The organism is Enterococcus avium ATCC 14025 (assembly GCF_000406965.1).
GTDB classification, from domain to species: Bacteria; Bacillota; Bacilli; order Lactobacillales; family Enterococcaceae; genus Enterococcus_A; species Enterococcus_A avium.
In genome coordinates, this window is the sequence record NZ_KE136363.1 from 300,759 (window position 1) to 326,926 (window position 26,168).

General features: G+C 37.2%; 25 protein-coding genes, 1 tRNA gene and 1 other annotated feature. Of the genes, 14 read left to right on the forward strand and 12 right to left on the reverse strand.

Features of this window, described 5'->3' with window-relative positions; genetic code table 11:
- Positions 1 to 246 precede the first annotated feature (246 nt).
- Genes OMU_RS11690 through OMU_RS11705 form a run of 4 tightly spaced genes read left to right on the forward strand, consistent with a single transcriptional unit; the run spans position 247 to position 3,266 of the window.
- Positions 247 to 1,368 carry a helix-turn-helix domain-containing protein gene (locus OMU_RS11690; RefSeq protein ID WP_192935202.1) on the forward strand — a complete coding sequence of 374 codons (1,122 nt, stop codon included), beginning with the start codon at positions 247 to 249 and terminating at the stop codon, positions 1,366 to 1,368.
- Positions 1,361 to 1,573 (forward strand): PLDc N-terminal domain-containing protein, encoded by a 213-nt coding sequence (locus OMU_RS11695; protein WP_016180118.1) that lies wholly within the window; start codon positions 1,361 to 1,363, stop codon positions 1,571 to 1,573. Before OMU_RS11690 ends, OMU_RS11695 begins: the two co-directional genes overlap by 8 nt.
- A complete protein-coding gene (locus OMU_RS11700) occupies positions 1,570 to 2,505 on the forward strand; it encodes an ABC transporter ATP-binding protein (protein WP_016180119.1) in 936 nt (311 codons plus the stop codon). Before OMU_RS11695 ends, OMU_RS11700 begins: the two co-directional genes overlap by 4 nt.
- Entirely contained in the window at positions 2,502 to 3,266 is a 765-nt protein-coding gene (locus tag OMU_RS11705) for an ABC transporter permease subunit (RefSeq protein WP_016180120.1), read from the forward strand. The genes OMU_RS11700 and OMU_RS11705 overlap by 4 nt, the downstream gene beginning before the upstream one ends.
- A 188-nt stretch (positions 3,267 to 3,454) precedes the next feature.
- On the opposite strand, the gene OMU_RS11710 is transcribed toward OMU_RS11705, so the two are convergent.
- A complete protein-coding gene (locus tag OMU_RS11710; protein ID WP_016180121.1) occupies positions 3,455 to 3,775 on the reverse strand; it encodes a hypothetical protein in 321 nt (106 codons plus the stop codon).
- A gap of 101 nt (positions 3,776 to 3,876) precedes the next feature.
- A complete protein-coding gene (locus OMU_RS11715) occupies positions 3,877 to 4,146 on the reverse strand; it encodes a hypothetical protein (RefSeq protein WP_016180122.1) in 270 nt (89 codons plus the stop codon).
- Positions 4,147 to 4,480: 334 nt separating this feature from the next.
- Between OMU_RS11715 and OMU_RS11720 the strand changes: the two genes are divergently transcribed.
- The gene (locus OMU_RS11720; protein ID WP_016180123.1) at positions 4,481 to 5,743 is read left to right on the forward strand and encodes a glycoside hydrolase family 73 protein; all 1,263 of its coding nucleotides are present in this window, start codon (positions 4,481 to 4,483) and stop codon (positions 5,741 to 5,743) included.
- A 223-nt stretch (positions 5,744 to 5,966) separates the two neighbouring features.
- Here OMU_RS11720 and OMU_RS11725 read toward each other — a convergent pair whose 3' ends face one another.
- The 3 genes from OMU_RS11725 to OMU_RS11735 all read right to left on the reverse strand — a co-directional run bounded on the left by OMU_RS11725 (position 5,967) and on the right by OMU_RS11735 (position 7,295).
- Positions 5,967 to 6,185, reverse strand: coding sequence for a hypothetical protein (locus OMU_RS11725; RefSeq protein ID WP_016180124.1), 219 nt, complete (start codon positions 6,183 to 6,185; stop codon positions 5,967 to 5,969).
- 86 nt (positions 6,186 to 6,271) lie between these two features.
- Positions 6,272 to 6,592, reverse strand: coding sequence for an AzlD domain-containing protein (locus tag OMU_RS11730; protein WP_034877034.1), 321 nt, complete (start codon positions 6,590 to 6,592; stop codon positions 6,272 to 6,274).
- Complete coding sequence (locus OMU_RS11735; protein ID WP_016180125.1) at positions 6,585 to 7,295, reverse strand: AzlC family ABC transporter permease; 711 nt, start codon at positions 7,293 to 7,295, stop codon at positions 6,585 to 6,587. The genes OMU_RS11730 and OMU_RS11735 overlap by 8 nt, the downstream gene beginning before the upstream one ends.
- A 280-nt stretch (positions 7,296 to 7,575) precedes the next feature.
- On the opposite strand from OMU_RS11735, the gene OMU_RS11740 reads away from it, so the two are divergent.
- Positions 7,576 to 8,007 carry a universal stress protein gene (locus OMU_RS11740; RefSeq protein WP_016180126.1) on the forward strand — a complete coding sequence of 144 codons (432 nt, stop codon included), beginning with the start codon at positions 7,576 to 7,578 and terminating at the stop codon, positions 8,005 to 8,007.
- Positions 8,008 to 8,064: 57 nt separating this feature from the next.
- Here the strand turns inward: OMU_RS11740 and OMU_RS11745 are convergent.
- The 3 genes from OMU_RS11745 to OMU_RS11755 form a co-directional block, all read right to left on the reverse strand.
- A tRNA-Gln gene (locus OMU_RS11745) sits at positions 8,065 to 8,137 on the reverse strand.
- Positions 8,138 to 8,195: 58 nt separating this feature from the next.
- Complete coding sequence (locus OMU_RS11750; RefSeq protein WP_016180127.1) at positions 8,196 to 8,591, reverse strand: hypothetical protein; 396 nt, start codon at positions 8,589 to 8,591, stop codon at positions 8,196 to 8,198.
- A 59-nt stretch (positions 8,592 to 8,650) separates the two neighbouring features.
- On the reverse strand, positions 8,651 to 9,178 hold the full coding sequence (locus OMU_RS11755; protein WP_016180128.1) for an HdeD family acid-resistance protein: 528 nt from the start codon (positions 9,176 to 9,178) through the stop codon (positions 8,651 to 8,653).
- A 160-nt stretch (positions 9,179 to 9,338) separates the two neighbouring features.
- Here OMU_RS11755 and OMU_RS11760 point away from each other — a divergent pair, with 160 nt between their 5' ends.
- Both OMU_RS11760 and OMU_RS11765 read left to right on the forward strand, forming a co-directional pair.
- The gene (locus OMU_RS11760; protein WP_016180129.1) at positions 9,339 to 9,542 is read left to right on the forward strand and encodes a hypothetical protein; all 204 of its coding nucleotides are present in this window, start codon (positions 9,339 to 9,341) and stop codon (positions 9,540 to 9,542) included.
- 12 nt (positions 9,543 to 9,554) lie between these two features.
- Positions 9,555 to 10,049 (forward strand): hypothetical protein, encoded by a 495-nt coding sequence (locus OMU_RS11765; RefSeq protein ID WP_016180130.1) that lies wholly within the window; start codon positions 9,555 to 9,557, stop codon positions 10,047 to 10,049.
- 52 nt (positions 10,050 to 10,101) lie between these two features.
- Here OMU_RS11765 and OMU_RS11770 read toward each other — a convergent pair whose 3' ends face one another.
- On the reverse strand, positions 10,102 to 10,698 hold the full coding sequence (locus tag OMU_RS11770; RefSeq protein WP_016180131.1) for a nitroreductase family protein: 597 nt from the start codon (positions 10,696 to 10,698) through the stop codon (positions 10,102 to 10,104).
- 187 nt (positions 10,699 to 10,885) lie between these two features.
- Between OMU_RS11770 and lepB the strand changes: the two genes are divergently transcribed.
- From lepB to pheT, 6 genes are all read left to right on the forward strand, one after another.
- Positions 10,886 to 11,428, forward strand: a complete 543-nt coding sequence (gene lepB, locus OMU_RS11775; protein WP_016180132.1) for a signal peptidase I — start codon at positions 10,886 to 10,888, stop codon at positions 11,426 to 11,428.
- 220 nt (positions 11,429 to 11,648) lie between these two features.
- Positions 11,649 to 15,131 carry a PD-(D/E)XK nuclease family protein gene (locus OMU_RS11780; RefSeq protein WP_016180133.1) on the forward strand — a complete coding sequence of 1,161 codons (3,483 nt, stop codon included), beginning with the start codon at positions 11,649 to 11,651 and terminating at the stop codon, positions 15,129 to 15,131.
- The gene (gene addA / locus OMU_RS11785; RefSeq protein WP_016180134.1) at positions 15,121 to 18,798 is read left to right on the forward strand and encodes a helicase-exonuclease AddAB subunit AddA; all 3,678 of its coding nucleotides are present in this window, start codon (positions 15,121 to 15,123) and stop codon (positions 18,796 to 18,798) included. The genes OMU_RS11780 and addA overlap by 11 nt, the downstream gene beginning before the upstream one ends.
- 66 nt (positions 18,799 to 18,864) lie before the next feature.
- Entirely contained in the window at positions 18,865 to 19,209 is a 345-nt protein-coding gene (locus OMU_RS11790) for a winged helix-turn-helix transcriptional regulator (protein ID WP_016180135.1), read from the forward strand.
- Positions 19,210 to 19,256: 47 nt separating this feature from the next.
- Positions 19,257 to 19,452, forward strand: a binding site (T-box leader).
- A gap of 99 nt (positions 19,453 to 19,551) precedes the next feature.
- Complete coding sequence (gene pheS / locus OMU_RS11795; RefSeq protein WP_016180136.1) at positions 19,552 to 20,595, forward strand: phenylalanine--tRNA ligase subunit alpha; 1,044 nt, start codon at positions 19,552 to 19,554, stop codon at positions 20,593 to 20,595.
- A gap of 6 nt (positions 20,596 to 20,601) precedes the next feature.
- A complete protein-coding gene (pheT, locus tag OMU_RS11800) occupies positions 20,602 to 23,019 on the forward strand; it encodes a phenylalanine--tRNA ligase subunit beta (protein ID WP_016180137.1) in 2,418 nt (805 codons plus the stop codon).
- 74 nt (positions 23,020 to 23,093) lie between these two features.
- Here the strand turns inward: pheT and OMU_RS11805 are convergent, their stop codons facing one another.
- Genes OMU_RS11805 through OMU_RS11815 form a run of 3 tightly spaced genes read right to left on the reverse strand, consistent with a single transcriptional unit; the run spans position 23,094 to position 26,156 of the window.
- Positions 23,094 to 23,447: a DUF1667 domain-containing protein gene (locus OMU_RS11805; RefSeq protein ID WP_016180138.1), complete on the reverse strand. Its 354-nt coding sequence runs from the start codon at positions 23,445 to 23,447 to the stop codon at positions 23,094 to 23,096.
- Positions 23,444 to 24,706, reverse strand: a complete 1,263-nt coding sequence (locus OMU_RS11810; RefSeq protein WP_016180139.1) for an NAD(P)/FAD-dependent oxidoreductase — start codon at positions 24,704 to 24,706, stop codon at positions 23,444 to 23,446. The genes OMU_RS11805 and OMU_RS11810 overlap by 4 nt, the downstream gene beginning before the upstream one ends.
- A 1-nt stretch (position 24,707) precedes the next feature.
- Positions 24,708 to 26,156, reverse strand: coding sequence for an NAD(P)/FAD-dependent oxidoreductase (locus OMU_RS11815; RefSeq protein ID WP_016180140.1), 1,449 nt, complete (start codon positions 26,154 to 26,156; stop codon positions 24,708 to 24,710).
- Positions 26,157 to 26,168: the final 12 nt, after the last annotated feature.

A 26,168-nucleotide genomic window follows, 5' to 3' on the forward strand; every position in this document is an offset into this window, starting at 1 on the left:
ACCAAAAGTGAGTCTCTTTTTGAGTTGAAACGAAGAAAAAAGTGTTAGTAGAAAATCGCCTTCGATTTTCCACCAACACAAAATATTATAGAACCAAAATAATAGTAAACGAAGAATCAGAGGATACTGCTCTGATTTTTTTGTTTCTCATGAGTTGATTTTTAACCGTACAAGTTAACTACAACTCCATTGTTTTCTTTTATAAGTCATTCTAAAATAAAGATGAAAGGGGAGATAAAGGTGGAAATGAATATCGGACCAATCATAATGGAGAAGCGTAAGGAAAAAAAGGTGACTCAACAGGAGTTAGCTAATTTTATAGGAGTTTCGAAGGCCTCAGTATCAAAATGGGAGACCGGCCAAACCTATCCTGATATTACTTTACTTCCGCTTTTGGCGGCGTATTTTGATATCACGATCGATTCACTGCTAACCTATGAACCGCAATTAGATAATCACGAGATTCAACGTATTTATGCGAGGTTGAAGGAGTCATTAGAAACAAAATCACCAGAGGATGTTTTAGCAACCATTCGTAGTTTTGTTCGGCGTTATTATTCTTGCTATCCATTCGTTTTACAAATGGGAATGTTTTTATTGAATCATGCAGATTTACTTCCAGGAGAGGAAAAAATTAAAACGTATACCAAAGAAGCACAGGATTTATTCATTCATGTTCGAACACAAGCAAAAGATCCAGATTTAATTACACAAGCATTAAAATATGAGGCCTATACAGCTCTTAATTTACAGGAGTTTGATCAAGTTTTATCGATTCTTGGAGATCAGGTTCCCGTTTTATTTCCAATCGAAAGCTTAATCGCTGCAGCTCAACAGCAGAAAGGTGAATCAAAAAAGGCTGTTCTCACGCTTCAAAGCGCTATTTATCAATATACGACTGTCTTTTTAAGCTTCTTAACTAATTATCTTCAACTGGTGATTGATGACCCTGATAAGTTTTCTGAGACCGTTTCGAGAGGTAAGAGCTTCGCAAAATTGTTCAATTTTAAAGAGATGCACCCTGTTGCGTTGATGAATTTTCAATTATCGGCCACTTTTGGCTATGCACAAATGGAAGATGAGACTGCCGCACTTGAGATGTTACAGGCATTTGTTGAGATTTTACAAGGAACAACATTTCCGGTTGTTCTTCATGGTGATGATTACTTTGATCAAATCGATGAATGGCTTGAACACTTAGAAATTGGAAATCAGTTACCAAGAGATTCAATGAAGGTCAAAGTGGGGTTGTTGGAAATGGTAATAGATAATCCTACGTTTGCACAGTTCGAGGATCAGGAGCAAGTGCAAGAAATTTTTACTAAACTTCGATCTATTAGAGAGCAGGATGTGACTGAGAATGAATAATTTTGATTTTTTTAAAGAGAATCTCCCTATTTTTATTCCACTAGTTCTTTTGGAGTTGATCTTAGTGATCGCCGCGGTTCGACATGTCTTGAAGCACCCGCATTATCGTTTTGGCAATCGAGCTGTTTGGTTATTAATCGTTATCTTGATTCAAATTATTGGTCCGGTGATCTATTTTGTTTTTGGAAAAGAGGAGGATCAATGAGCATTCTAGAGCTGAAGCAGGTCACCAAAAGGTTTGGGTCAAAAAAAGTCTTAGATAATTTAAATCTAACGGTACCCACTGGCTCGATTTTCGGTTTTGTGGGAGAAAACGGAGCTGGAAAAACAACGACGATGAAAATGATTTTAGGTTTAGAGGAGATGACTAGTGGAGAAATTCTAGTTAACGAGTTGCCTGTAGTTTTTGGCGATAATCAAACAAATCATTTGACTGGGTACTTACCAGATGTTCCAGAATTCTATGATTATATGTCTGCTCAAGAATATTTAAGATTTTGCGGAGAGATCACTGGTTTATCAAAAAAGCAATTAAAAGAAAAAGTTCCTGAGATTCTATCATTGGTGGGCTTAAAGCTGGATAAACGTAAAATTAAAGGTTATTCAAGAGGAATGAAACAGCGCTTGGGAATCGCTCAAGCTTTATTAAACGACCCTAAATTATTGATCTGTGATGAGCCAACTTCGGCCTTAGATCCAAGCGGCCGGAATGACTTTCTAGAAATGTTGGCGAACCTAAGGGGGCGGATAACCATTTTGTTTTCTACCCATATTTTGGGTGATGTCGAACGAATTTGTGATTATGTCGGTATTTTAGATCAAGGAAGACTGGCGGTTAGCGGTTCATTGGATGAATTAAAGCATCAATATGCTAAAAATCAGATAGAAATTGAATTTTCACATGAGGCTGATCTAGGGGTATTTACAACCAAATTGACAGAATTAAGAAACGAAGATATTCTGAATGACTTTACCTTTGATCCATCAAAGAACTTACTTATTTTGTCGTATAAACAGGATTATGAAGAAGTAGCAGCATTGGTTTTCCGATTGTTTGAAAGCCATCAGATTTTCCCTAATACAATTAAAAAGATTGATCCATCACTTGAAACGATTTTCTTGGAGGTGGTTCAATGAAGAATTTGTATTTTTTCACAAAAAAGGAATTTTTTGAATGTTGGCGAACATCACGCTTTTTGATTCTAGTCATTATTTTTCTCATTTTTGGTTTAATGAATCCATTGCTAGCAAAACTAACACCAGAAATTGTAAAGATGACAATTGGCGATGCGATGGCTAGTACAATTCCCAAACCCACATCTATCGATTCTTGGACGCAGTTTTTTAAGAATCTTACGCAAATCGGGATGATCGTTTTAGCTTTGATGTTTAGTGGCACGGTCAACAACGAGATTAATAAAGGAACTCTTATTAATTTAGTGACGAAAGGATTGCGCCGTTGGGTAATTATTGTTGGGAAAATGATTAGTTTGGTTTTTCAATGGAGCATTTGTTTTCTGCTGACTTTTCTTGTTACCTGGGGCTACACGGCGTATTATTTTCCAGATAATAAGAGCACACAGCTCTTTCAAGCTGTTTTTCCACTGTGGATTTTTGGTTTATTATTACTAAGCCTTGTTCTTTTATCATCAACCATTATGCGGAATAGTTATGAAGGGTTGCTTTTGACTGGCGGTATAATTGTGATTTTAGTCTTAATCAATCTATTTGATAAGCTGAAATACTACAATCCGATCTCGCTGGTCACACAAAACCTTAACTTCCTGCAAGGAACAGTAGATATTCAAAAATACTTGCCAGCGATACTAATAAGTATTCTATTTTTTGCACTGGCAACTTTACTCAGTATACAAATTTTTAATAAGAAGAAATTGTAATTTTTTGGGACCTAACTATGTAAATTAGGTCTCTTTTATTGTTTTTGAAAGAAAATAGTAGGAGCGTAAGATTCAAAATTAACCATGATTTAGAACTATAGCAGTTAAATCAAAATCAGAAAAAATAATACACTATTAGAAAACTGATTACAAAAAAAACACCAACAAAATGTCGGTGTCTTGATTAGTTAAATAAATAGATAAATGACAGAATAGATGTAATATGCCAGTAACAGCAAAGCGACAACGCAAGAAAATTTTGAGAAAAAACCTCCGCGTTTAGGGCTGGTGGATTGACGCGATTGTCTTCGTGTCATTTCAGTTATATCAACATCAACTGTTTTTGGTTTTTTTGATCCACCCAGAAGCACAACTGCTAGTAAATCGATAAAAATTAGGCCCTGTAAAATGATACTGACGATAAAAATAATTTGATCACCTTTAATCATTCTAAACAGGAACAAGATAATCATCAAGAGATCGAATAGTAATGTTAGTAAAAGCGCCATAACAAAGCTCCTTCAAATTGGTTAGAATAAACAAGCTTTATTATAGCATACTACTAATGAAAAAAATTACGAATTATTTATGAAAGATTCACACAAAGACATCAATCATGGTGTTTGAAAAAGGTGTAGATCATCCAATATACCATAAAAGTGACAAGTGATATAAACATTAAAAAGGCTAATGTCCAAGCTCCTTCAACTGGTTGGTAATGATGATAATTCATAAGTAAATAAATGCACAAAAAAGTCGGGGTCAAAGAAAAATATAAATGAATCAATACTCGATCTTTTTTGAATAAGTAAAAATAGATGATAGTCATTAAAAAAAAGATCAAATAAATGATCCATGATACTGCATCACCAATATCCATGAACTCCCCTCCCTCATAAATGATTATATCAGAATACGGACTCCAATAAATAACAATAAAATGAGAAACAATTAGCTTTATTAATGAGAAAATACCATTTTAATTTTCATTCAAAGATTCTTATTAATACATGTTTTTTGACAGTTATGTTCTTCCTTTAATTTTAAAAAAATCAAAGAAACTGGAAAAACATTGTTATTTAACAATTTTTACGATCCAATACTAAATAAAAGAATTTTACATTGTGATTAATTTTTGTTACTTTATATAAAGAGAGGTAAGAAATAAAATATTAAATGTAATCGTTAATTAATGGTTAAAACAGGGGGATGACATGGATTATAAAAAGCTATTATGTAGTGTGATGTTGCTAGGAAGTTTTGGAACCTCGACCTTAGTTGCTTATGGAGAAGAAAAAACAGACTTTACCAGTATACAGGAGAGTTCAAGTACTATCAATTCTTCTAGTTCTACAGTAAAAACGGACGATTCAATTTCACAAGAAGCTGATTCTGGATTAGTGAACTCAGATACGACATCGTCTTCGAATGAACAAACCGAGTCAAGTAGTGAAAGCGGCGCGGTAGATGAAGAGGAATACGATGCTCAAGGAAACTTACAATTTCATCATCCAGTTCGATTTGAGGATTTTACTTTAGAACCGCCTGCGTTTAGAAGTGCACGATCAGCTGTGAATACACAACAAGCTTTTATCAATCAAATAGCTCCGTCTGCTAAGACATTAGCAAGCGCAAATAACTTATATGCTTCAGTAATGATTGCACAAGCAATTGTTGAAAGCGGTTGGGGGAGTAGTACGCTTTCAAAAGCTCCTAACTATAATTTATTTGGCATCAAAGGAACCTACAATGGACAATCAGTAACGATGAAAACACAAGAATGGAGTGAAAAAGAAGGTTGGTATTGGATTGATGCTAAGTTTAGAAAATATCCTTCTTATAAAGAATCTTTGGGTGATAATGTAACGATCCTCAAAACTACTTCTTTTTCATCTGGTAATTACTATTACTCAGGCGCGTGGAAGAGTAACACAAAGTCATACAAAGATGCGACTGCGTGGTTAACTGGAAGATATGCGACAGCACCAAATTATGGCAGTACATTGAATAGTATTATTCAGAGTTACAACTTAACACAATATGATACTGGTAGTAGTACATCAACACCACAACCTGTTCAAACCAATGCAATGTATCGTTTGTACAATCCGAATAGCGGCGAACATTTTTATACAGCGAGTGTCGCCGAACGTGATACAGTCAAAAAGGCGGGGTGGCGGTATGAAGGCATCGGTTGGCAAGCGCCTAAAAGCGGAACCCCTGTTTATCGATTATACAATCCTAACGCTGGCGATCATCATTACACACCGCACGCATACGAAAAAAATGATTTAATCAAAAAGGGTTGGCGTTACGAAGGGATTAGCTGGTATTCTGGTGGAAGCAAGCCACTTTACCGTTTGTATAATCCAAATGCTAAAGCAGGTGCACATCATTATACACTTCTTCAAAGTGAGCGGAATAATCTGATAAAGCATGGCTGGCGTAATGAAGGAATAGGTTGGTACGGACAGTAATCAAAGAATTTAAATAGATATTTGAGTAGCTTTCAAGAGTTAGATTTTCTCAACTAACTTTTGAAAGCTATATTTATATCATCAAATATAGGTTTAAAGTTGAGGTATATAGCTGATTAATAATCCTCTGTGATAAACACTCACCTTTTAGAAAATTGATACCTGAAAAAGGAGTGGGTCATACCACTCCTTAAAAGTCTAACATTGTAAGTTGAAAATTTCGCTATTCAGCATCAGTTATTTCGGAAATTACAAAAAAGCTATGAAGGCTATCGATTGAGTATTCATATTTTTTGCTTATTTCACAAAGTATTTGCTGGTTAGATTTAATTATATGCTCGTTTCCTTCATATAAAGTATCCGTTGGAAGATGAATTTCAAACGATTTTTTGTTGTCTAATACCAATGGTTTTTCAAAGAAATATCCAGCAATCTTTTTCATGAGAATTACTCCTTTTCTATTATTTTGTTATATATTACATCATTGATGTAAGTGAAACCAGAATTAAGCTCTATAACAGTTGTAATTTAAATCCACCTCAAAAGTGCAATTCCTAAAACACCTGTTAAGACAATTTTCATAAGATCCTTGGTTCGAATTCCAACGATCAACGCAGGTATACAAGCAAGGACTTCGGGGAAACGCAAAGTTGGAAAATGCCCCGCTTGATAATTTAGAAGACTTTGCATTAGTAATGCTGTTAATATCGTCATAGGAAGATAGCTTAAAAATTTTTCAAGTATAGGCGGTAAAGTGATTGCCTTAGTAAGTATAAAAGGTAAGACTCGTGGCACCCAAGTAACTATAGCACAGCCCAAAAGTGTAAGCAGATAATAATTATTATTCATCCTTCATCAACACCCCCGTGAAGCAACCAGAAAGTGTTGCTAAAATGACAGATAATTCAGCAGATATAAACCGCATCAGAAGAAAAAGACTGATGATTGTAACTATTAAAATAGTTATCGTCTTGTTTTTTTGTTTCATTAAAGGTAATTGAATCTGAAAGAGAAATAGGCCTAAAAACATCGCAGTTAATGCAAAGTCGAATCCGAATATCGTAGGATCAGGAATGAAATTGCCTAATAATGCACCAATCACAGTTGAAAGTATCCATACAAGGTAAGCGGTTAAATTTAATCCGTGCATCCAGTTACTTGAGACTTTCTTTTCTTGTGCTAGAGTAGTCATTAATACACCGTAAGATTCATCGGTTAATAAGGTTCCGATCGCAATCCCATTTAGTAAAGAGTCCTCCTTGAAGTAATGAGCAACAGAAAGACTCATGAGTAAATGTCGGAGATTCACAAGAAAAACAGTGAATACGATTGATAGAATGGGGGCACTTAACAAAAGCAATCCACATAAGATAAACTGAGCACTTCCAGCGTATACTAAGGTAGACATCATAAAAATTTGCCAAATGGCTAAATGAGCAGATTTCCCCACGATACCCATCGCAATACCTATACCTAGATATCCCATGACTGTGGGTAAACAAGCCTTGACTCCGTCTGAAAAACTATTGGTTTGTGTTATACGATTATCCATCTACTCACCTCTCATTTTGTTTTAATCATATTAGACTAAAAGCAATAAAAAAACAAGAGGGTTAGTAAGCGAAAAAAGAGCAACAAACCTAAAAGCAAAGATATATAAGCTAATTAGGAAGTTTCTGCTCAATTTATTTTACCATAAAATTATTAGGGATAAATCTAAATAAATTATTTATTTAAGTAAATAACCTAAAAATATTTGTAATGAGGGTTTAGCCTTTATTTTTCTTAAAAGATATAGATGATGTATAATGAAGAAAAGGGAGGCGTTATCAATGAAAGAAAGTTATAAAAAAATACTTGTCGCAGTAGATGGTTCAACCTCATCAACAAACGCATTTAATGAAGCGCTAAATGTAGCTGAACGAAATGATGCGAAGCTCTTTATACTTACTGTAGTTGATTTCAAATTTTCAATCGGTGATCCAGCGTTTATCAATGATGCTCTTAAATTTCATCTAAATAATGCTGAAATTGAATTGGAGCAATTAGTTGCTAATTCCAAAGTGAGTCGTTTAGACTATGAAACAAAGATTGATTCAGGTAATCCTAAACGTAAGATTATTGATTACGCGTTGGAAAATCAAGTAGATCTTATAATGTTGGGGGCAACAGGCAGAGGTGCAGTAGAACAGGCGATAGTCGGTTCTACGACAGCATATGTAGTAAACCACGCCAACTGCAATGTTATGGTAGTGAGGTCTTAAATCGATATATTTATAATAAAAAAAGTTTTTGCCTCGATAGAAGCAAAAACTTTTTTATTGGGATAGTAGGGCTCGAACCTACACTTACCTGATTCAGAGTCAGGCGCCTTACCAGTTTGGCCATATCCCAATGAGAACAGAAAGAATTATAACGCTAGTTTTTCAATTCTTCAACTAAATTGTCTCGCCTATTTTTTTCCAGCCCTTTTCAAAGCTGCTAAGACAATATTTCCATCCGCAAATCCCAAATTAATTTTGATAACTTCATTATCAAAAATTAAAGACAGTCGAATACCATTTAATTTCTTTTTACCGCGGATTTCTTTGCATTGATAAAGATTGTATTTATATGCTTTTTGCTTACTTAACACATATAGTGTATTGCCGGAAATTCCATAAGCACTCAAACCCTCCTGTTTCTTTAGGTTTTCATATTTGTGGAAACCAATAAAAGAAAAGGAAAAGGTTGTTTTAGGAAATGCGTGAAGAAAATTGTTAAACAACTGAGTGCCTTTGTCTTCACTTGTATTATAATTAATTCCGTATGTTTTGGTAAATTGATAAAGTTCATTTGCAGTGTTCATAATAACCTCGCTTTTTTGATAGCTTTAGTATAATTGTTTCTTTTAATAGAAACAATCATTTATCGTGTGAAGCGGCGGGCATTGATGAATTCTGAAACGGCCATGGTGATAAGTAGAAACCCAAATAGTTGAAAAAGAATCATCATGCTGCTAAATGGATTAAATAAAAGGAAAAAACCAGCAATGATCATTAGGGCGCTATAGATGATCTGACCTGTAACAGGAAAGCCATCGCGTTTAGCAGTCCAACTTTGCATGAATTGACTAATTGCAAATATCAGGATAATGAATCCTAAAAACATTGGCAAAATACTGACAATCCCTTTAGAGAACCAAAGAACGACAAAAGCGACAAGCACTCGCATAATACCACTAGTCGTCTCAAATCCGATGTTTCCTGTATATTTTTTTGTTCTCAAGCCGCGGATAATCTGTAAAATTCCAAAAATTAATAAATAGAAGAAAATGATGTAGATAATTCCCCTAAAGACGCTTCGTGGCGAGAATAATATAGCGATTCCAAGGATGAGATAACAAACGCTTCTCAAATATCCATACTTTTTAATCGAATCAATAAAATTTGACATAAAATATCACTCCTTACTAATAATTTTACCCGATTTGACGTCTTTTTGCTAATGAAGTGAAAAATTCGATTGTAAACCATTCCATACTTCGGTATAATGCGAATAACATTGATCCAAAAGCTAGACGAACAAATGAATGTCGATACTGGAGGGCTTACTTATGAATGAAGAAGAAATTGAGCTTGGAAGAAATTATCGTTGCCATCCGATTGGTTTCGAAGAATGTGTAGAAGGCGAAGTCATTTCAAAAATGACGAATTGCGCAGTGGTTCGTATTAACCAATGCGAAGAGGTAGATCAAGAGCAACGAGATGACAAATCTAACATGGTCGTGGTAAAATATTCTAATTTCATTCCAAGTTAGAAGGCGGTTCTTTTGAATATATTAACATTGTTATTGGGAATTTTTACGGTTGTTTTGTATGTCTTTTTATGGGTGGCACGCAAGGATATCGTTATTCCGGTTTTTAAACGTCGCAAGCAATATCCATTTTATGTTTTCTTGGCGCTGTTGATTGTATGGATCGGATTTAGTAGTTGGCAAGATATAAATGGGCGTACACAAACGATTTTAGCTGCATTAGTAATGTTAAGTTTTTTGTTGGACAAAAAGGGATTTACAGAAGAAAGTTTAGTTCTTTTTGGGTTGGACAATCGCGGAATTCCGTTAAATGAAATCGAGCGGGTGGTTTTGTTTCAAGAAGATAATGGATTAATCAAACTTAATTATTTTCGTAAACAGCGTCGCGGACCGATTTTAACTTTTGATTATCCATTAACTGAGCTTGTTGTTTTCCTCTCGACGCACCTCAATGAAGGCAGCACATTAGAAATCTTGACTAAGGATGATCAAGACAAAAATGGAAAATAAATAGGCAACGCTGAAACAAAATCAGCATTGCCTATTTTTTATTTATTGCGAATTAATGGAAAACGCGGAAACGTTCGTCATCAGCTAGGAATTCTTTTTCGTTGGCTTCGCCTTCTTTAGAGCCAAAAACTAATTGAGAACGTAATTGCCAATTAGCTGGAATATTCCATTCTTCAGCAACAGCATCGTCAATCACTGGATTGTAATGTTGTAGGTTTGCACCTAGTCCTGCAGAGTTTAATGCAGTCCAGGTATTTGCTGTTGCAATACCATTTGATTGTTCAGCCCAGTCAGGGAAATTATCAGCATACAAGGCAAATTGTTCTTGCAAATTTTTCACAGTATCTGTTTCTTTAAAGAACATAACAGTTCCGTAAGCGTTACGGAAGCTGGCAATTTTAGCTTGTGTGTTAGGAAAAGCTTCTGCTGGAGTTAACGGCTTCAAAGCTTCTTCTACGATATTCCATAATTTTTCATGAGCGTTTCCAAATAGAATCACCGCACGAGGTGATTGTGCATTAAAAGCCGTTGGGCTATTTTTAACAGCATCTTTAATTAATGTTGTGATTTCTTCTTCAGATAATTTAACGTCATGTCCTAATGAGTAAAATGAACGACGATCCTTCAATGATTCTAAAAATTGTGACATAATAATTTCCACCTTTTCTTGTTTTGTTCTTGTTGACAAAAACTACTTTATCATCTTACTAAAAGTAAGGAAAGAAATATGCTCGCGAAAAAAATTAATTTTTTTATAGGGGAGTAGATAGCTACGATTAAACAGGTAACAATATGATAAACTATTATTATGAATGTAAATAGATGGAGGCTCACAAATGAATATGAAAGAGATAGGCAAAACTGTTCTTTGGTTTTTAATACTGGGAGCAATTTTGATTGGATTGCGTCATTTTGTTTTTACTCCTGTAGTCGTTAAAGGGGATTCAATGGATCCGACGCTGATTGATGGTGAGCGTGTCATTGCTTTAAAAAATACGGAGATCAAGCGTTTTGATATTGTGACTTTTCCAGCACCAGATGATCCAGGGAAAAACTATATCAAACGTGTTATTGGTTTACCTGGAGATACCATCGAGTACAAAAATGATGAACTCTACATCAATGGCAAAGAGTATGAAGAACCATATTTAGATGAGTTTAAAGGGGAATTAGAAGATGATCAACCATTGACCTCTGACTTCACTTTAAATGACCTGTTTGGAGCAGAAAAAGTTCCTGAAGGAGAGTTATTTGTTTTGGGTGATAATCGTCGGATTTCAAAAGATAGTCGGATTATTGGAATGATCAAAGAAAAAAATATAATGGCTGATGTAAAATTTGTTTTCTGGCCGTTAGATCGATTTGGCACTGTGGACTAGCAAAACTGCTAGTCTTTTTTGTCAGTTTCGATAATAGCAATAAAGATATATGCCTATTGTATCTAAATTATTTTTTTGAAGTGTTCCTTGATTAGTAAAATATTTTATTTTGAAAATAGTCCCCCTGTGGTTGCTTTACAGACTTGTTTCAATCATGCGAAGATTTAAATGAACTGTTATAATATATAGGTAACATAATTTGAAGAAATGAGGGGAAACGATGCCATTACAATTTTTGTTAGGTGCTGGACAAAATGACGCGAAAGAACGTATGGTTCAGAAGGCGCAAGCTTGGTTAGAGCAAGATCCGACGAATCGTGTGTTTTTCTTAGTCCCCAATTACAATAAATTCGAACAAGAAATCAGTCTTTTATCAGCAATGAAACAGAATACTAAAAATGTGGAATTTAGTACAATTCGCACGCAAGTTTTTAGTTTTCAACGTCTGGCTTGGTTCTTTTTACAACGTGATGGTCAGATACCAGGGAATGTGTTGTCTGAAGCTGGTAATGCAATGATTTTAAGGAAAATTCTCCATGAGCGGCGAGAGGAATTAACGATTTTTCGCGGAGAAGTAAATAAGACTGGTTTTATTCAGCAATTAGTTAGCTTCTATCAAGAAATGCAAATTGGGAATGTTACAGTTGAAGATTTAGATGAAAATGGAAACGACATAGATCAGGTATTAAAATTGCAGGACTTGAAGAAGGTATTTGCCGCCTACGAAGAAGCCTTGCTAAATTATCAGGTAACGAATGATGATACTTTGCTGCTATTACAAGCTTATTTGAGTGAGCAAAATCTTTCCAATACTCTTTTTATCGTTAGTGGCTTTACGCGCTTTAATGCTCGTGAGTTAAGTGTGCTGAATACGTTGATGAGTTGTGGAGAGCTATTTGTGTCGCTGGAATTAGATCGGCCTTATCCAAATGAAGAACCAAATCCATTGAATTTATTTGCTGATCCTGGAAAAACGTATTTTCAGTTAAAACGCAGTGCGGATGCACAACAAATACCTGTTCGTCCTGATCAATTTGCGCGAATGAATCAAACTGTTTTCAATCAGATCGGTGATTTTTGGGCAAATCAGAAAAAAGTTGATTTATCCCAAACAAATCAACTTAAGCTAACGAAATATGCTACAGTTGCAGAAGAAATCCGCAAGATTGGCGAAGAGATTCGACGTTTAGTCAGGGATGAAAAATACCGCTATAAAGATATTCAAATTTTGATGCGAAATCCGAACGTTTATAATAGCGTTTTGCCTGATTTGTTTCAAAAAATGGCTATTCCTTTTTACTTAGATGAAACACAGGAAATGGCGGCACATCCATTGATTGAATTCTTACAAGCGTTGTTTTTAATCGACAATTATAATTATCGAATTAATGATGTTTTTCGAATGCTGCGAACAGAACTTTTTGCTCCCTTTGATTGGCAGCCAGAAACGTGGTATTTAGCGCAGCAGAAATATAGAGAAAAGATTGATCAAACAGAAAATGTTTGTCTAGCTTACAACTTTCGCGGGAGTGCTTGGACAAGATCCGCAGATTGGGAGTTCGTTGATTACGACTTTGAAGCAGACGTCTTTAATGATGCGAAACAACTAGAGGAAACAACAAATGACGTTCGCCGTTCTGTACAGCAATTATTGCCAGCATTCTTCGAGAAAATTAAGGGAGCAGAGAATGGACTTACAGCAGCGGCAACTTTTTATCATTTTCTAGAAGAAAGTGGTGTGAAGCGTCAATTGTTATTTTGGCGCGATCAGGAAGTTGCTAAAGGAAATCTTGATAAGGCTCGTAATCATGAGCAAACATGGCAAGCTTTGCTTGATCTTTTAGACGAATATGTATTGATTTACGGGGCAGATGCATTTGATTGGGAAATTTTTCAAGATATCTTCTTGGCTGGGTTAATGAATTTAACTTACGGAAAAATTCCAACAGCGATTGATCAAGTTCGGGTGAATGATTTAGAGCTGGCACGGGTGGATCAAATGAAAGTCACCTTTGCAATTGGACTAAACAATAATGACTTTCCGGCTCGCTTCGATGATAAGGGATTATTGTCGGCGGAAGAGCGCTCCGCTTTTAATCAAAATCTACCAGAAGGGAAATTTTTGCCTGAAAGCAATAGCTCTAAAGTGAATCGTGAACCATTCTTAGCTTATTCGGTCTTTCTATCTGCAACTGAAAAACTGTATTTAAGTGTTTCCACAACGGTGGATGGCGAAAAAAAATTGGAGATCTCATCTTTCTTAAGACAATTAAGTCAAGGATTGAATATACCAGTCAAAGAAAATCAGCCATTAAGACTAACAAGCGCGCCTGAGGATCATTTAGGTTCTATGCGGACATTACTTTCGGATCTGATTGCTTTGAATCGTTACGCACAAGATGAAAATCGAGCGTTCTTACCAGCTTGGCGGGAGCTTCAGAAGTTTATTCAAAATAGTTCACTAGCTCCAATGGCTCAGCGTGTCTTTAAGAGTCTCCAGGATCTTAATGTCCCTCGAGATCTTTTACCCGAAACAGCAGAACAGTTATATGGAAAAAATCTCTATGTTTCAGTTTCTCGAATCGAGAATTTTTATAATTGCCAGTACAAGTATTTCGCAAATTTTGGTCTTGGATTAAAAGAGCGGACTGTCTACGGATTAACACCGGCTGCTGCTGGAGATTTTTACCACGAAGCGTTAGATCATTTCTTCCGCATACTAAAGGAACAAGGACTTCGTTTGGCTGAATTGAATGAAGCAGAACGTAATCAATTGGCTGATGAAGTATTGAAGAAAATCTTCGGCGAATTGAAATTTGCGATTCTATCAAGTTCGGCACGAATGAATTATATTCGCTATCAATTGTCACGAACAATCCAAAAGGTTAGCTGGGGTTTAGTCCAGCAAGGAACACGAACGAAATTTGAACCGCAACAAACGGAAATTATTTTTGGTTCTATTGGAGGACAAAAGGGAATCCCCGGTATCAACCTGCCATTATCAAATGGTGGAAAAGTTGCAATTCGGGGGAAAATTGATCGCCTAGATCAGCTTGAAAGTAATGAGAGTGATTGGCTTAGCGTGATTGACTACAAATCAAGTCCTCATAGTTTTAATGTTGCTGATGCGTACTATGGCATCGCGTTACAATTGATTACTTACTTGGATGTTGCGGTGACTGATTTTAGTGAAGCTAAAGGTAAGGAAATCAAACCAGCGGGAGCTTATTATCTGCATGTCCATAATCCAGTTTTAAAAGACTCTAAAAGTATTGAGAAAGATATGCTGAAGGCCTATCAATATGACGGATTATTTGCGAAGGAGCCTGAGCTTTACGATCAATTAGATCAAAGTTTACAAGAAAAAGAGAGCTCTCTTTTATTTCCAATTAAAAAAGATAAAAATGGACAAACAGTCATCGTGTCGCAATCTAAAGATAAGTTTTACGACCTATCTGAAATTGATATTTTGCGTCAATACAATCGAGAAAAAATTCAAAAGGCCGGAAACCAAATTGTTTCTGGTGAGATAAAATTAAATCCAACTTACAAGGATAACCAACGGATTGCGTGTCAATACTGTCCTTTCCGGAGTGTTTGCAAATTTGATGCGATGTTGAAGGAAAATAATTATCATCGTCTAGAAAAACTTTCGAAGGAAGAAGTCTTGAAACGAATGGAGGAAGAACTACATGACAATTAATTTTTCAATCCCTCCTAAAGCTCCAAATGAAATGTACACTGATTCTCAGTGGCAAGCTATTTATGATCAAGGAACCAATCTTTTGGTTTCGGCTTCTGCCGGCTCAGGGAAAACAGCAGTTCTGGTGCGGCGTGTGATCGAAAAAATCAAGCGCCAGCAGCTTTCAGTTGATCAACTTTTAGTTGTTACCTTTACTGAAGCTGCTGCCACCGAAATGAAGGAACGAATTCAATCAGCATTGCAAGAGGCGATCAATGAGGAAACAGATCAAAAATTAAAGAATCATTTTACTCATCAATTAACTTTGTTACCGATGGCAAACATTTCAACATTGCATTCCTTTTGTTCGAAAGTCATTCAACGTTTTTTCTATTTGATTGACTTAGATCCGAGTTACCGAATGCTGACAGATGACACAGAGACAATTTTGTTAAAAGAAGATGTTTGGGACGAGCTGCGAGAAACTTTCTATGAGGAAAATCAAGAAATCTTTTACCGGTTGACGGAGAACTTTTCAAATGACCGCAGCGATAGCGGCTTAGAGGATTTGATTCTCTCGATGTATGAGTTTGCTCGTGCAAATCCTGAACCTTTCGATTGGTTGGATGGCTTAGTAGAAAATTATCGCGTGGAGAATTTAATTGATTCCGAGTTATATCGTAAGTTGATTCGTCCACAAGTCCTGAATAGTTTACAAGAAATCAAGCAAACATATCAATGGATGATTGCTGCTAGTCAAGGTACAGAGGAATTACAAAAAATCACTGAGTTAGCTCAAAATGAGCAGCTTATCACGCAACAGATCGAAGAATTATTAATCGGAGACGATTTAGATGCTACCTACACCATCTTTGAACAGCTTAAATTCACTACCTATCCATCGCCACGAAAAAAGGAAATTAAGGAGCTCTATGGTGACGTAATTGTTGAATGTAAAAATTATCGAGATCAAGCAAAACAAATGCTAACAAAGATTAAGGAAATGTATTTTACTGTTTCACCAGAAGAACAAGTAGAACGATTGCAAGAAGCTTTACCGATCGTGGATGAACTTGTCCGGGTAGAAAAACGTTTTATTGAAGAATACTCAGCAAAAAAACGAGAAAAAGGCATGCTAGATTTTAATGATTTAGAGCATTTTACCTTACAAATACTCCGAACTGACGTTAATGGTAGTAAACCAGCAGAGACTTACTATCGTCGCCGATTTACGGAGGTTTTAGTTGACGAATACCAAGATATTAATCAACTTCAGGAGACGATCTTGCAGCAACTTAGTACCGTGGAACCAGGTAATCTATTTATGGTAGGGGATGTTAAACAATCAATTTATGGTTTCCGTTTAGCTGATCCGACACTTTTTATCCAAAAATATCATGATTTTGCTGATGAAGACGGTGGACGACGGATAATTTTGGCAGAAAACTTTCGTTCCCGTAAGGAAGTCTTGGACTTCACGAATTTAGTTTTCAGTCAATTAATGGATCAGTCGGTTGGACAAATTGAGTACGATAAACAGGCGGAATTGATTAATGGCTTTACGGCATTTCCTGAAACTGAAAACTTCGCACCTGAATTATTAATTTACCAGAAGAATGGTGACGTGCCTGAATGGATTGAAGACAAAGCCATGGGTGAAATTTTTATGACTGCTGCGAAAATTCGCGAGTTGATTGATCATGGTTTTGAAATTTATGATAAAAAAGACAAAGCGATGAGACCAGCGCGCTATGAGGATATCGTCTTGCTGACGCCAACAAAAAATAATAATTTGACAATTTTGGAAGTATTTAAGCAGTTGGGAATCCCGCTTTCGATCAATGATACACAAAATTATTTTCAATCGACTGAACTGCGAGTGATGATTTCTTTGTTACAAATCATTGATAATCCGTATCAGGATATCCCACTTGCTGCAGTCTTACGCTCACCGATTGTTGGATTACAAGAAGAAGAGTTGGCTCAGGTTCGACTGGCGTTGCCGCAAAAAGAGTATTATCAAGCAGTTAAGGCTTATATTCAGAACAAGGAGGATGCTACTGCTAAGAAATTATCGGATTTTCTTTCGCAATTAAATGACTGGCGTGAGTTTGCACGGCGAGAAGCATTAGCCGATTTATTAGTAAAAATTTATGATGAGACGGCTTATCTAGACTATGTGTTAGGAATGCCTGCTGGACAACAACGTCATGCTAATTTACTAGCTTTGATTGAACGAGCAAAAGATTATGAACGCAGTAGTTTTCGTGGGTTGTATCAATTTATTCGGTTTATTGAGAAAATGCAGGAAAAAGATAAAGATTTAGGAGAACCGCCAACAGAAGAAGCACAGGATGCAGTCCGCGTAATGACGATTCATGGAAGCAAAGGTCTTGAATTTCCGATTGTTTTTTTAATGGATATGAGTAAAAGCTTTAATGTACAGGATACTCGAAGGAATTATGTTTTTGATGAACGATTGGGTCTGGGCGTAAAACTGTTGACACCAGAAGATCGTATTCGAAAAGACACGTTACTCTTCCAGACGGTTAAACAAAAAAATCTAAATAAATTACTATCTGAGGAAATGCGAAAATTGTACGTTGCTCTAACGCGAGCAGAACAAAAGCTGTACCTTGTTGGTTCTTATGATGACGAAGCTTCTGCCTACAAAACATGGAGTAAAGCAGCATTGAATGAAAATCTAGTCTTAGATGCGGGGCTGCGAAATGGACAGAATGATAGTTTCTTTGATTGGGTGGGGATGACGCTATTCAGGCATCCACTGATGGACAATTACCAAAAGGAATATGTAGTCAATCAACTTCCTGAAATCAAAAAACATCCAGCGAAATTTAAAGTAGATTTTGTCGATCCTCAACTTATTGCCGAAACGGTGCAGGGGTATCTTCCAGAAATTAAAACGCTGGAAATCCCGCAAGGAGCGATCAATATTCAACCTTTAAAGCAGCGATTATTGTTCAAATACCTTTATCCTGAGGCAACAAAGACAACCAGTTATCAGTCAGTCTCAGAGTTAAAACGATTGTATGATGATCCCGATAATCGGGAAACTATGGACCTTTCACCAACACAAACACAATATCGTTTTACCGAAACTGAGTTAGGTGAGCCCAAGTTTTTAGCTACTAAAAAAGAAATATCTGCTTCAGAAATCGGAACGGCAACTCATTTAGTGATGCAGCTGCTGCCACTACATGAAAATCTAGAGAAAAAAATGATTGAAGATTTGATCAATGATTTGGTTAAACGCAAAACCCTGACACAGGAGATCGCTGATAAAATTTCGATCAATAATATTATGCATTTTTTGAATTCTGATGTGGGAAATTTTGTTATTAAAAATGCTGACCATTTACATCGTGAAGAACCTTTTGCGATGCTGTTACCAGCAGATCAATTATTCAAAGACTATCAAAACCAAGATGAGATTCTTATTCATGGGATCATTGATGGTTATTTAGAATTTGATGACAAAATCTTTTTATATGATTTGAAGACGGATTATTATACTCCTGAAAGAGAAAAACAATTAATAGATCGTTACCGTGGACAATTGCATTTGTATAAGGATGCTTTGGAGAAGGCTAAACAAAAACCAGTTAAGGCTGCCTATCTCGTCTTTCTACGAGGGAAGAAGACAATAGATTTGTTAAAAACTTTTTAGAGGTAGGCAAGATGTACTTATAAAAGGTAAGTGATGTGCTATACTCTGTCTATCGAGGTGAGAATTATGGAACAAGTAGAAGTAATGGACTTTTCACTCTGTCCGAAATTTGAGAAAGGCTTTCAAATTTTAGGAAAAAAATGGAACGGTTTGATTATTGATGTATTGTTAGAAGGCGGGCCTCAAAGATTTGTCGATATTGCTGCGAAGATTTCCGATGTCAGTGACCGAGTGCTAACAGAACGACTAAAAGAACTTGAATCAGAAGGCATTGTTGGACGTGTGGTTGCTTGTGGAAGCCAAAAGCGCATGGATTATTGTCTAACGGAAAAAGGCGAAGCTTTGAAAAATGTGATGAATGAGATTCATCGCTGGGGCGACACTTGGATTACAAACGAAGAATGTAGTTGATAAATCTTTAAATTTCTTGTAGTATTGGATTAGTCAATTGAATAGTTTAAAAAGCGTTGATAGAAAAGAGTAGTCTTTTTACGTCTTAAAGGGAGTGTCTGTCACTGACTGGAAGCAGACTAAGAAAGAAAAAGATGAAGTTCACTTCTGGAGCTTGTCGAAAGACCGGCATAGCCGTTAAAGTGTGAAGAGCGTCAATTCAATTGGCGAATTAGGATGGTATCGCGAGACCTCGTTCCTTTGTTGGAACGAGGTCTTTTTTTGTTTTTTAATTATTTTTGAATCAATCATCGGATACAAGTGAGTTGTTCTCACTTTAGCAATAGGGAAAGGAAGAAAACAATGAGTTTACAAGAACAATTAGAAGAATTGAAAAGTCAGACGTTAGCCAAAATTGAAGCGGCAAAAGAGCTTGCTGCTGTAGAGACAATTCGTGTAGAAACGCTAGGAAAAAAAGGGCCGATCACTGAGGTATTACGTGGAATGCGTGATCTTTCAGCGGAGGAACGTCCAAAAGTTGGTGCGTTTGCCAATGAAATCCGTGACATGTTGAAGAGTGCAGTAGAAAAACGAAAAGCCGAGCTAACAGAGCTTGCTTTAGAAAAAAAGCTGTCAGAAGAAGCTTTAGATGTTACTTTACCAGGAAAGCAAGTCCCTCATGGTTCGCGCCATGTGCTGACTCAAATTATGGAAGAGATTGAAGATACATTTGTTGGTATGGGGTATCAAGTAATTGAAGGAACAGAGGTTGAATCGGATCACTATAATTTTGAACGAATGAATTTGCCAAAGGATCATCCGGCACGTGATATGCAAGACACATTCTATATTTCTGATGATCTATTATTGCGTACCCATACTTCGCCAGTACAAGCTCGTACGATGGAAAAACATGACTTTTCTAAAGGAGCATTACGAATGATCTCTCCGGGGAAAGTATTCCGTCGAGATACCGATGACGCCACTCACAGCCATCAATTCCATCAAATTGAAGGACTAGTCGTTGATAAGGGCATCACCATGGGAGACTTGAAGGGGACCCTCGAGGTATTATTAAAGGAATTATTTGGCGCTGATCGTAATATCCGTTTACGACCAAGTTATTTTCCTTTTACTGAACCATCCGTTGAAGTCGATGTGAGCTGTTTCAAGTGTGGCGGTAAGGGCTGTAATGTCTGCAAACATACAGGCTGGATTGAGATTCTCGGAGCCGGTATGGTTCATCCGGATGTATTGGAAATGTCTGGAATTGATTCAAAAGAGTATTCAGGTTTTGCTTTTGGTTTAGGACCAGACCGAATCGCAATGCTGCGTTACGGTGTCAATGATATTCGAAATTTTTATTCAAACGATGTTCGTTTCTTGGAACAATTCAAGGGGGAGTAAGTAGCAATGTTAGTTTCATATAAGTGGTTAAATGAATACGTCGATGTAAAAGATGTTGCACCGAAGGATTTGGCGGATCGTCTTTCATTAACAGGAATTGAAGTAGAAGGTCTGGAATCACCAGAAGCCGGACTGAAAAAAATCGTGGTCGGTGATGTAAAAGAATGTATACCTCATCCAGATTCTGATCATCTTTCAATTTGCCAAGTCAATGTTGGTGAAGAAGAATTATCACAGATTGTGTGCGGTGCACCAAATATCAAGGCTGGCGTTAAAGTGATCGTCGCCTTACCAGGTTCTCGAATTGCTGGCAATGTAAAAATTAAAAAAGGCAAAATGCGTGGTCAAGTTTCTAACGGAATGATTTGTTCATTACAGGAACTCGGCTATAGTGACTCGGTGATTCCGAAAGAGTATTCTGAAGGAATTTACTACTTGCCGCAAGATGCCATTGCTGGTGAGCCGGTTTTTCCGTATCTAGAGATGGACGATACAATTATCGATTTATCTATCACACCCAACCGGGCAGATGCCTTAAGTATTCGTGGAGTTGCTCATGAAGTTGCGGCAATCTATAATAAGAAAGTAAATTTCCCTCCAGTGGAATTAAAAGAAGCTGAGAAGAAGGCTAGTGATAAAATTAGTGTTTCTGTAACAGATGAAAAGGATGCCCCTCATTATGAAATTCGGATCATTGAAGATGTGAAGATCGGACCAAGCCCACAATGGCTGCAAAATCGTTTAATGAATGAAGGAATCCGCCCAATTAGTAATGTCGTTGATGTGACAAATTATATCTTATTATTGTTTGGCCAACCTTTACATGCTTTTGACTATGATAAACTAGGCAGCAAAGAAATCCTCGTTCGTCGTGCGAAAGATAACGAACATTTCACAACATTAGACAGCGTTGAACGGATATTGAATCCGGAAAACATTGTTATTACTAATGGGGATATTCCAGTTGCTTTGGCAGGAGTAATGGGTGGATTAGATTCAGAAATCTCTGATGAAACAACTACAGTCGCGTTAGAAATGGCGATGTTCGATCAAACTCTCGTTCGTCGCACATCACAAAGCTATAACTTGCGCAGCGAATCTTCTATGCGTTTCGAAAAAGGCATCAACCAAGGTGAAATCAGCTTAGCAGGCGAAGTTGCGGCGGCAATGATCGCAGAATTAGCTGGCGGCAAGGTTTTACAGGGTTCCGTTAAGGGGAGTGAAGTTCATCCGAAGAATGTAGAAGTGAGTACAACTTTGGAAAACGTGAACCATTTCTTAGGAACGAAATTAACGCAAGATCAGATCAATGCTATTTTTGAGGCACTAGGTTTCGAAACAAAGGTTAGCAAAGATATTACAACAGTCAGTGTACCTCCACGACGTTGGGATATTCGAATTGAAGCGGACTTGATGGAAGAGATCGCCCGCATTTACGGTTACAATAACTTACCATCTACCTTGCCAGAAGGGCAGACAGTTGCTGGATTCTTAACTGATGCACAAAAATCGGTTAGAAAAGTTCGGAGTCTTTTAGAAGGTGCTGGGTTATCAGAGGCTATCAGCTATGCTTTAACAACAGAAGAAAAGGCGCAACAGTTCCTACTAAATGAAAGCAAAGTGACTCGTGTGGCTTGGCCCATGAGTGAAGAACGATCAACGATGCGCTTGAATTTAATCAGCGGTTTGCTTGAAGATTTATCTTATAATGTCGCACGTAAAAATAACGATGTGGCCTTTTATGAGATTGGTCATGTTTTCTATCAAAATAACGATCCAAAAAAAGATTTGCCAATTGAACAAAATCATGTGGCACTTGCTGTAACTGGGAATGTTGTTGGTAAGTCTTGGGCCGGAAAAGCAGAAGCTTGCGATTATTTTGCAATTAAAGGAATGGTTGAAGAGCTAGTCGAAGGGTTGGGTCTAGCCGAAGAAATCTCTTATCAAGCTTTGCAAATGCCTGAGATGCATCCTGGACAAACAGCGGGAATCTATTTAGGGGAAGAATTGATTGGTTTTGTTGGTCAAGTTCATCCTAAAACGGCTGCAAGCTATGAGTTGAAGTCGGCTTTTGTGGCAGAGCTGAATTTGGAAGCAATGCTTACCCAAGAAAGATCACCGCTTATATTTGAAGCTGTATCAAAATATCCTGCCGTAAGTCGTGATATTGCAATGCTAGTAGAGGAAACAAGTACGAATGCAGAGATTGCAGAAATAATTCGTAAATCTGCTGGCAAGTTCTTAACAAAATTACAAGTTTTTGATGTCTATCAAGGTGAAAATATCGAAGCTGGCAAAAAATCAATGGCTTATAATCTAACTTTCGCAAATCCTGAAGCAACATTGACGGATGAAGAAATCAATCGCATGATGAGTAAGGTTATTAAAAATTTAGAAGAAAAATTTCAAGCAGTCATTCGCTAATAAGTGAATCCTGCTTAGCAAACACCCCTCAAAATGTACTTTTGAGGGGTGTTTTAGCTATTTGAAAGGAATTTTTAAGCCGATTTCATTTCACTTGTAGTAACAACATCGATACCGGTATCTAATAAGTTTTTAATAGCGATATCGCCAATTTTGACTGGTGCCTGTAGTTGAACACTATTGATTTCTTTCATAGCCTCCAGGACTAACTTTTTAGGGATACCGTCCGCTGTTTTAACAGAACAAAGGTGCGCATCACCGCCTTCTACGCGAACAGTGGAGGTCACGACACGAATAGGATTCGTTGCTTCGGCTTTGCCGTATTTTACGCCTTTGTTACAGCTGTGTCCGCTAACTTGGTAATCATTCGCTTCATCAACAGTTAAGTGGCAGCCTTTTGGACACATGATGCAGATAAAGTTTTTCATCCTTTTGACACCTCCTCCACACAAATTTCCAAATCACCGTTTTGGACTTTATCTAAAACTTTTTTAGATAATTTTATTTTTTCCATCTCACCAGGAACAATATAGCTTTTCTTTTGCTTCGCCAAGATTTCTCCCTGTGATTTGATCAAAATCTGACTGTCATCAAATACTTTGTTGACTCGGAAAAAGACTTCGACTTTACGATCCACATTTTCATCTCGAATTTGTTGGGGAACAACGTAAGTGACATGATCGCCATTTTTGACGGATAAGCATTTTGTTAGATTCTTTTCTTGGTCTAAAATATAATCAGCGGCGGCTGAGCCAGCTCTGATACTTTCTGCGGTAACAAAGTCAACCAAATCATGGACGTGTACGACATTGCCACAGGCGAAAATACCGGGGACAGAAGTTTCCATATTTTCGTAAACGAAAGGCCCGTTGGTTTTGTTATCTAAGTTTAGATTGGCATCACGACTTAGTTCGTTTTCAGGAATTAACCCAACCGATAATAAAATCGTGTCACAATCAAAGGTTTGTTCTGTTCCAGAAATCGGCTGTCGTTTTTCATCCACTTCTGAAACAACAACTTGTTCGACGCGATTCTTCCCACGAATTTCCGTGATCGTATGAGAAAGATATAAAGGGATATCATAATCATCCAAACATTGAACGATATTTCTAGTTAACCCGCCGGAATAGGGCATGACTTCAACACAAGCTAAAACTTCAGCTCCTTCTAACGTCATTCGCCGTGCCATAATTAAGCCAATATCACCTGAACCTAAGATAATAACCTTTTTCCCAACAAGGTATCCTTCCATATTGACATATCGTTGGGCAGACCCAGCAGTATAAACGCCAGCTGGTCGGCTTCCAGCAATACCAATAGCACCGCGTGTTCGTTCCCGGCAGCCCATTGCAAAGATTAAAGCTTTAGTGTTTAAGATTTGATAGCCATTTTCCTTATTAACAATGTGAACTTCCTTTTCTTCTGTTACTTCTAAAACCATCGTATCTAATAAAACCTTTATATCAGTTTCTTGAATTTTTTCAATGAAGCGCGCTGCATATTCAGGACCAGTAAGTTCCTCTTTAAAATAGTAGAGACCAAAACCATTATGGATACATTGATTCAAAATACCACCTAGTCGTTGATCTCGTTCAATAATCAAAATATCTTTGACACCATTTTCGTAAGCCGCGACTGCCGCTGCTAATCCCGCAGGGCCACCTCCAATTACGATCAAGTCATGCATATCAGTGTCCTCCTTTCGTTGCTTCGACTAAGATATAGCTGCCTTCACGGTCTTGCAGGATATCCAAAGGTGATTTGTTCAGTTCGTCAGCTAAAATCTCGACGACTCTAGGACCACAAAAACCTCCTTGGCATCGTCCCATTCCAGCATTGCATCTCCGCTTGATTCCGTCTACAGAGACAGGAGAGATAGGCGACTGTGCTGCCGCTCTGATTTCACCTTCTGTAACGGTTTCACAACGACAAACAATTCTACCGTAATCATTATTTTTTGAGATAACAGTGTTTTTTTCAGCAGAATCCAATTCTTGAAAAACTATTTTTTCACGAGAATCAATAAAGGTATTCTTTAGAGTAAATTTTTTATTAACAGATTTTTCCAACATTTCTATTCCGTATAGTGCAATAGCTGGCGCAGAGGTGAGACCAGGGGATTTGACTCCAGCCAAATCGATAAAGCCAAAGTCAGCTTCCTGTAAAACAAAATCTCCAGTAGAATTATTCGCTCGAACTCCCGAAAAGTTTCGAATCGATTGCCGTAAATTAAGATCGGGTACCGATTTTCTGGCTAATTCTGCAACAGACCTTAAACCTGCCGACGTATTTCCAGTATCTCTTCCAGTATCCAAATCATTGTGTGAGACGGCTTCTGAGTTAGGGCCGACGACTAAATTTCCATGAACCGTTGGGCTAATCAATACACCTTTTCCGACGCTAGATGGACATTGGAAAATTACATGATTAACCACCTTACCTTCTGATTTATCCAACAGGTAATATTCACCACGTTTTGGTGTAATTTCGAAATTCGGTTCAGCAATCAGGTTATGAATATCATCCGAGTGAACACCAGCAGCATTAAAAACATATTTTGTTTGATAAGTCGATTTGGTGGTGGTAATTTCATAGCCATCATCAAGTTTCTTGATGTCTGTTACGCGATTATTCAAAGCAATCTCTACATCATTTTTAACAGCAGTTTCGGCTAAAGCAAGGCAAAATTCCCACGGATTTACGATTGCCGCAGTGGGAGCATAAAGAGCGCCTAAGCTCTCGTGCGAAAGGTTCGGTTCTTTTTTTAAAAGCTCTTCTTGATTTAAAAGCTCAAGATCTTTCACGCCATTTTTTACGCCACGATCATAGAGTGTTTTGATAAGTGCGAGTTCCTCCTCCGAAAAGGCGACTACAAGAGAACCAATTTGGTCATAATGCACAGAAAGTTTTTTACAGAGTTCTTTTGCCCGTTCAGCACCTTCAACATTTAGTCTTGCCATCAGTGAACCTGGTTCTGGGTCGAAGCCAGCATGCATGATTGCACTATTAGCCCTAGTGGCACCTAGGCTAACATCATTTTCAGCCTCTAAAATTAAAGTTTTTAGTTGATACTTACTCAATTCATAGGCAGTGGCAGCACCCACAATACCACATCCAATTACAATTACGTCGTACATAATAGATTTCCC

Bases quoted from the DNA above. Each gene is read 5' to 3' on its own strand.
- OMU_RS11750 (WP_016180127.1), bottom strand. From the start codon at position 8,591: ATGAACACTGCAAATGAACTTTATCAATTTACCAAAACATACGGAATT.
- OMU_RS11705 (WP_016180120.1), top strand. From the start codon at position 2,502: ATGAAGAATTTGTATTTTTTCACAAAAAAGGAATTTTTTGAATGTTGG.
- OMU_RS11735 (WP_016180125.1), bottom strand. From the start codon at position 7,295: ATGGATAATCGTATAACACAAACCAATAGTTTTTCAGACGGAGTCAAG.
- OMU_RS11805 (WP_016180138.1), bottom strand. From the start codon at position 23,447: ATGAAAAACTTTATCTGCATCATGTGTCCAAAAGGCTGCCACTTAACT.
- OMU_RS11720 (WP_016180123.1), top strand. From the start codon at position 4,481: ATGGATTATAAAAAGCTATTATGTAGTGTGATGTTGCTAGGAAGTTTT.
- pheT (WP_016180137.1), top strand. From the start codon at position 20,602: ATGTTAGTTTCATATAAGTGGTTAAATGAATACGTCGATGTAAAAGAT.
- OMU_RS11810 (WP_016180139.1), bottom strand. From the start codon at position 24,706: ATGCATGACTTGATCGTAATTGGAGGTGGCCCTGCGGGATTAGCAGCG.
- OMU_RS11710 (WP_016180121.1), bottom strand. From the start codon at position 3,775: ATGGCGCTTTTACTAACATTACTATTCGATCTCTTGATGATTATCTTG.
- OMU_RS11730 (WP_034877034.1), bottom strand. From the start codon at position 6,592: ATGAATAATAATTATTATCTGCTTACACTTTTGGGCTGTGCTATAGTT.
- lepB (WP_016180132.1), top strand. From the start codon at position 10,886: ATGAATATGAAAGAGATAGGCAAAACTGTTCTTTGGTTTTTAATACTG.
- OMU_RS11700 (WP_016180119.1), top strand. From the start codon at position 1,570: ATGAGCATTCTAGAGCTGAAGCAGGTCACCAAAAGGTTTGGGTCAAAA.
- OMU_RS11790 (WP_016180135.1), top strand. From the start codon at position 18,865: ATGGAACAAGTAGAAGTAATGGACTTTTCACTCTGTCCGAAATTTGAG.
- OMU_RS11725 (WP_016180124.1), bottom strand. From the start codon at position 6,185: ATGAAAAAGATTGCTGGATATTTCTTTGAAAAACCATTGGTATTAGAC.
- OMU_RS11770 (WP_016180131.1), bottom strand. From the start codon at position 10,698: ATGTCACAATTTTTAGAATCATTGAAGGATCGTCGTTCATTTTACTCA.
- OMU_RS11780 (WP_016180133.1), top strand. From the start codon at position 11,649: ATGCCATTACAATTTTTGTTAGGTGCTGGACAAAATGACGCGAAAGAA.
- OMU_RS11760 (WP_016180129.1), top strand. From the start codon at position 9,339: ATGAATGAAGAAGAAATTGAGCTTGGAAGAAATTATCGTTGCCATCCG.
- OMU_RS11690 (WP_192935202.1), top strand. From the start codon at position 247: ATGAATATCGGACCAATCATAATGGAGAAGCGTAAGGAAAAAAAGGTG.
- pheS (WP_016180136.1), top strand. From the start codon at position 19,552: ATGAGTTTACAAGAACAATTAGAAGAATTGAAAAGTCAGACGTTAGCC.
- OMU_RS11815 (WP_016180140.1), bottom strand. From the start codon at position 26,156: ATGTACGACGTAATTGTAATTGGATGTGGTATTGTGGGTGCTGCCACT.
- OMU_RS11715 (WP_016180122.1), bottom strand. From the start codon at position 4,146: ATGGATATTGGTGATGCAGTATCATGGATCATTTATTTGATCTTTTTT.
- OMU_RS11740 (WP_016180126.1), top strand. From the start codon at position 7,576: ATGAAAGAAAGTTATAAAAAAATACTTGTCGCAGTAGATGGTTCAACC.
- OMU_RS11755 (WP_016180128.1), bottom strand. From the start codon at position 9,178: ATGTCAAATTTTATTGATTCGATTAAAAAGTATGGATATTTGAGAAGC.
- OMU_RS11695 (WP_016180118.1), top strand. From the start codon at position 1,361: ATGAATAATTTTGATTTTTTTAAAGAGAATCTCCCTATTTTTATTCCA.
- addA (WP_016180134.1), top strand. From the start codon at position 15,121: ATGACAATTAATTTTTCAATCCCTCCTAAAGCTCCAAATGAAATGTAC.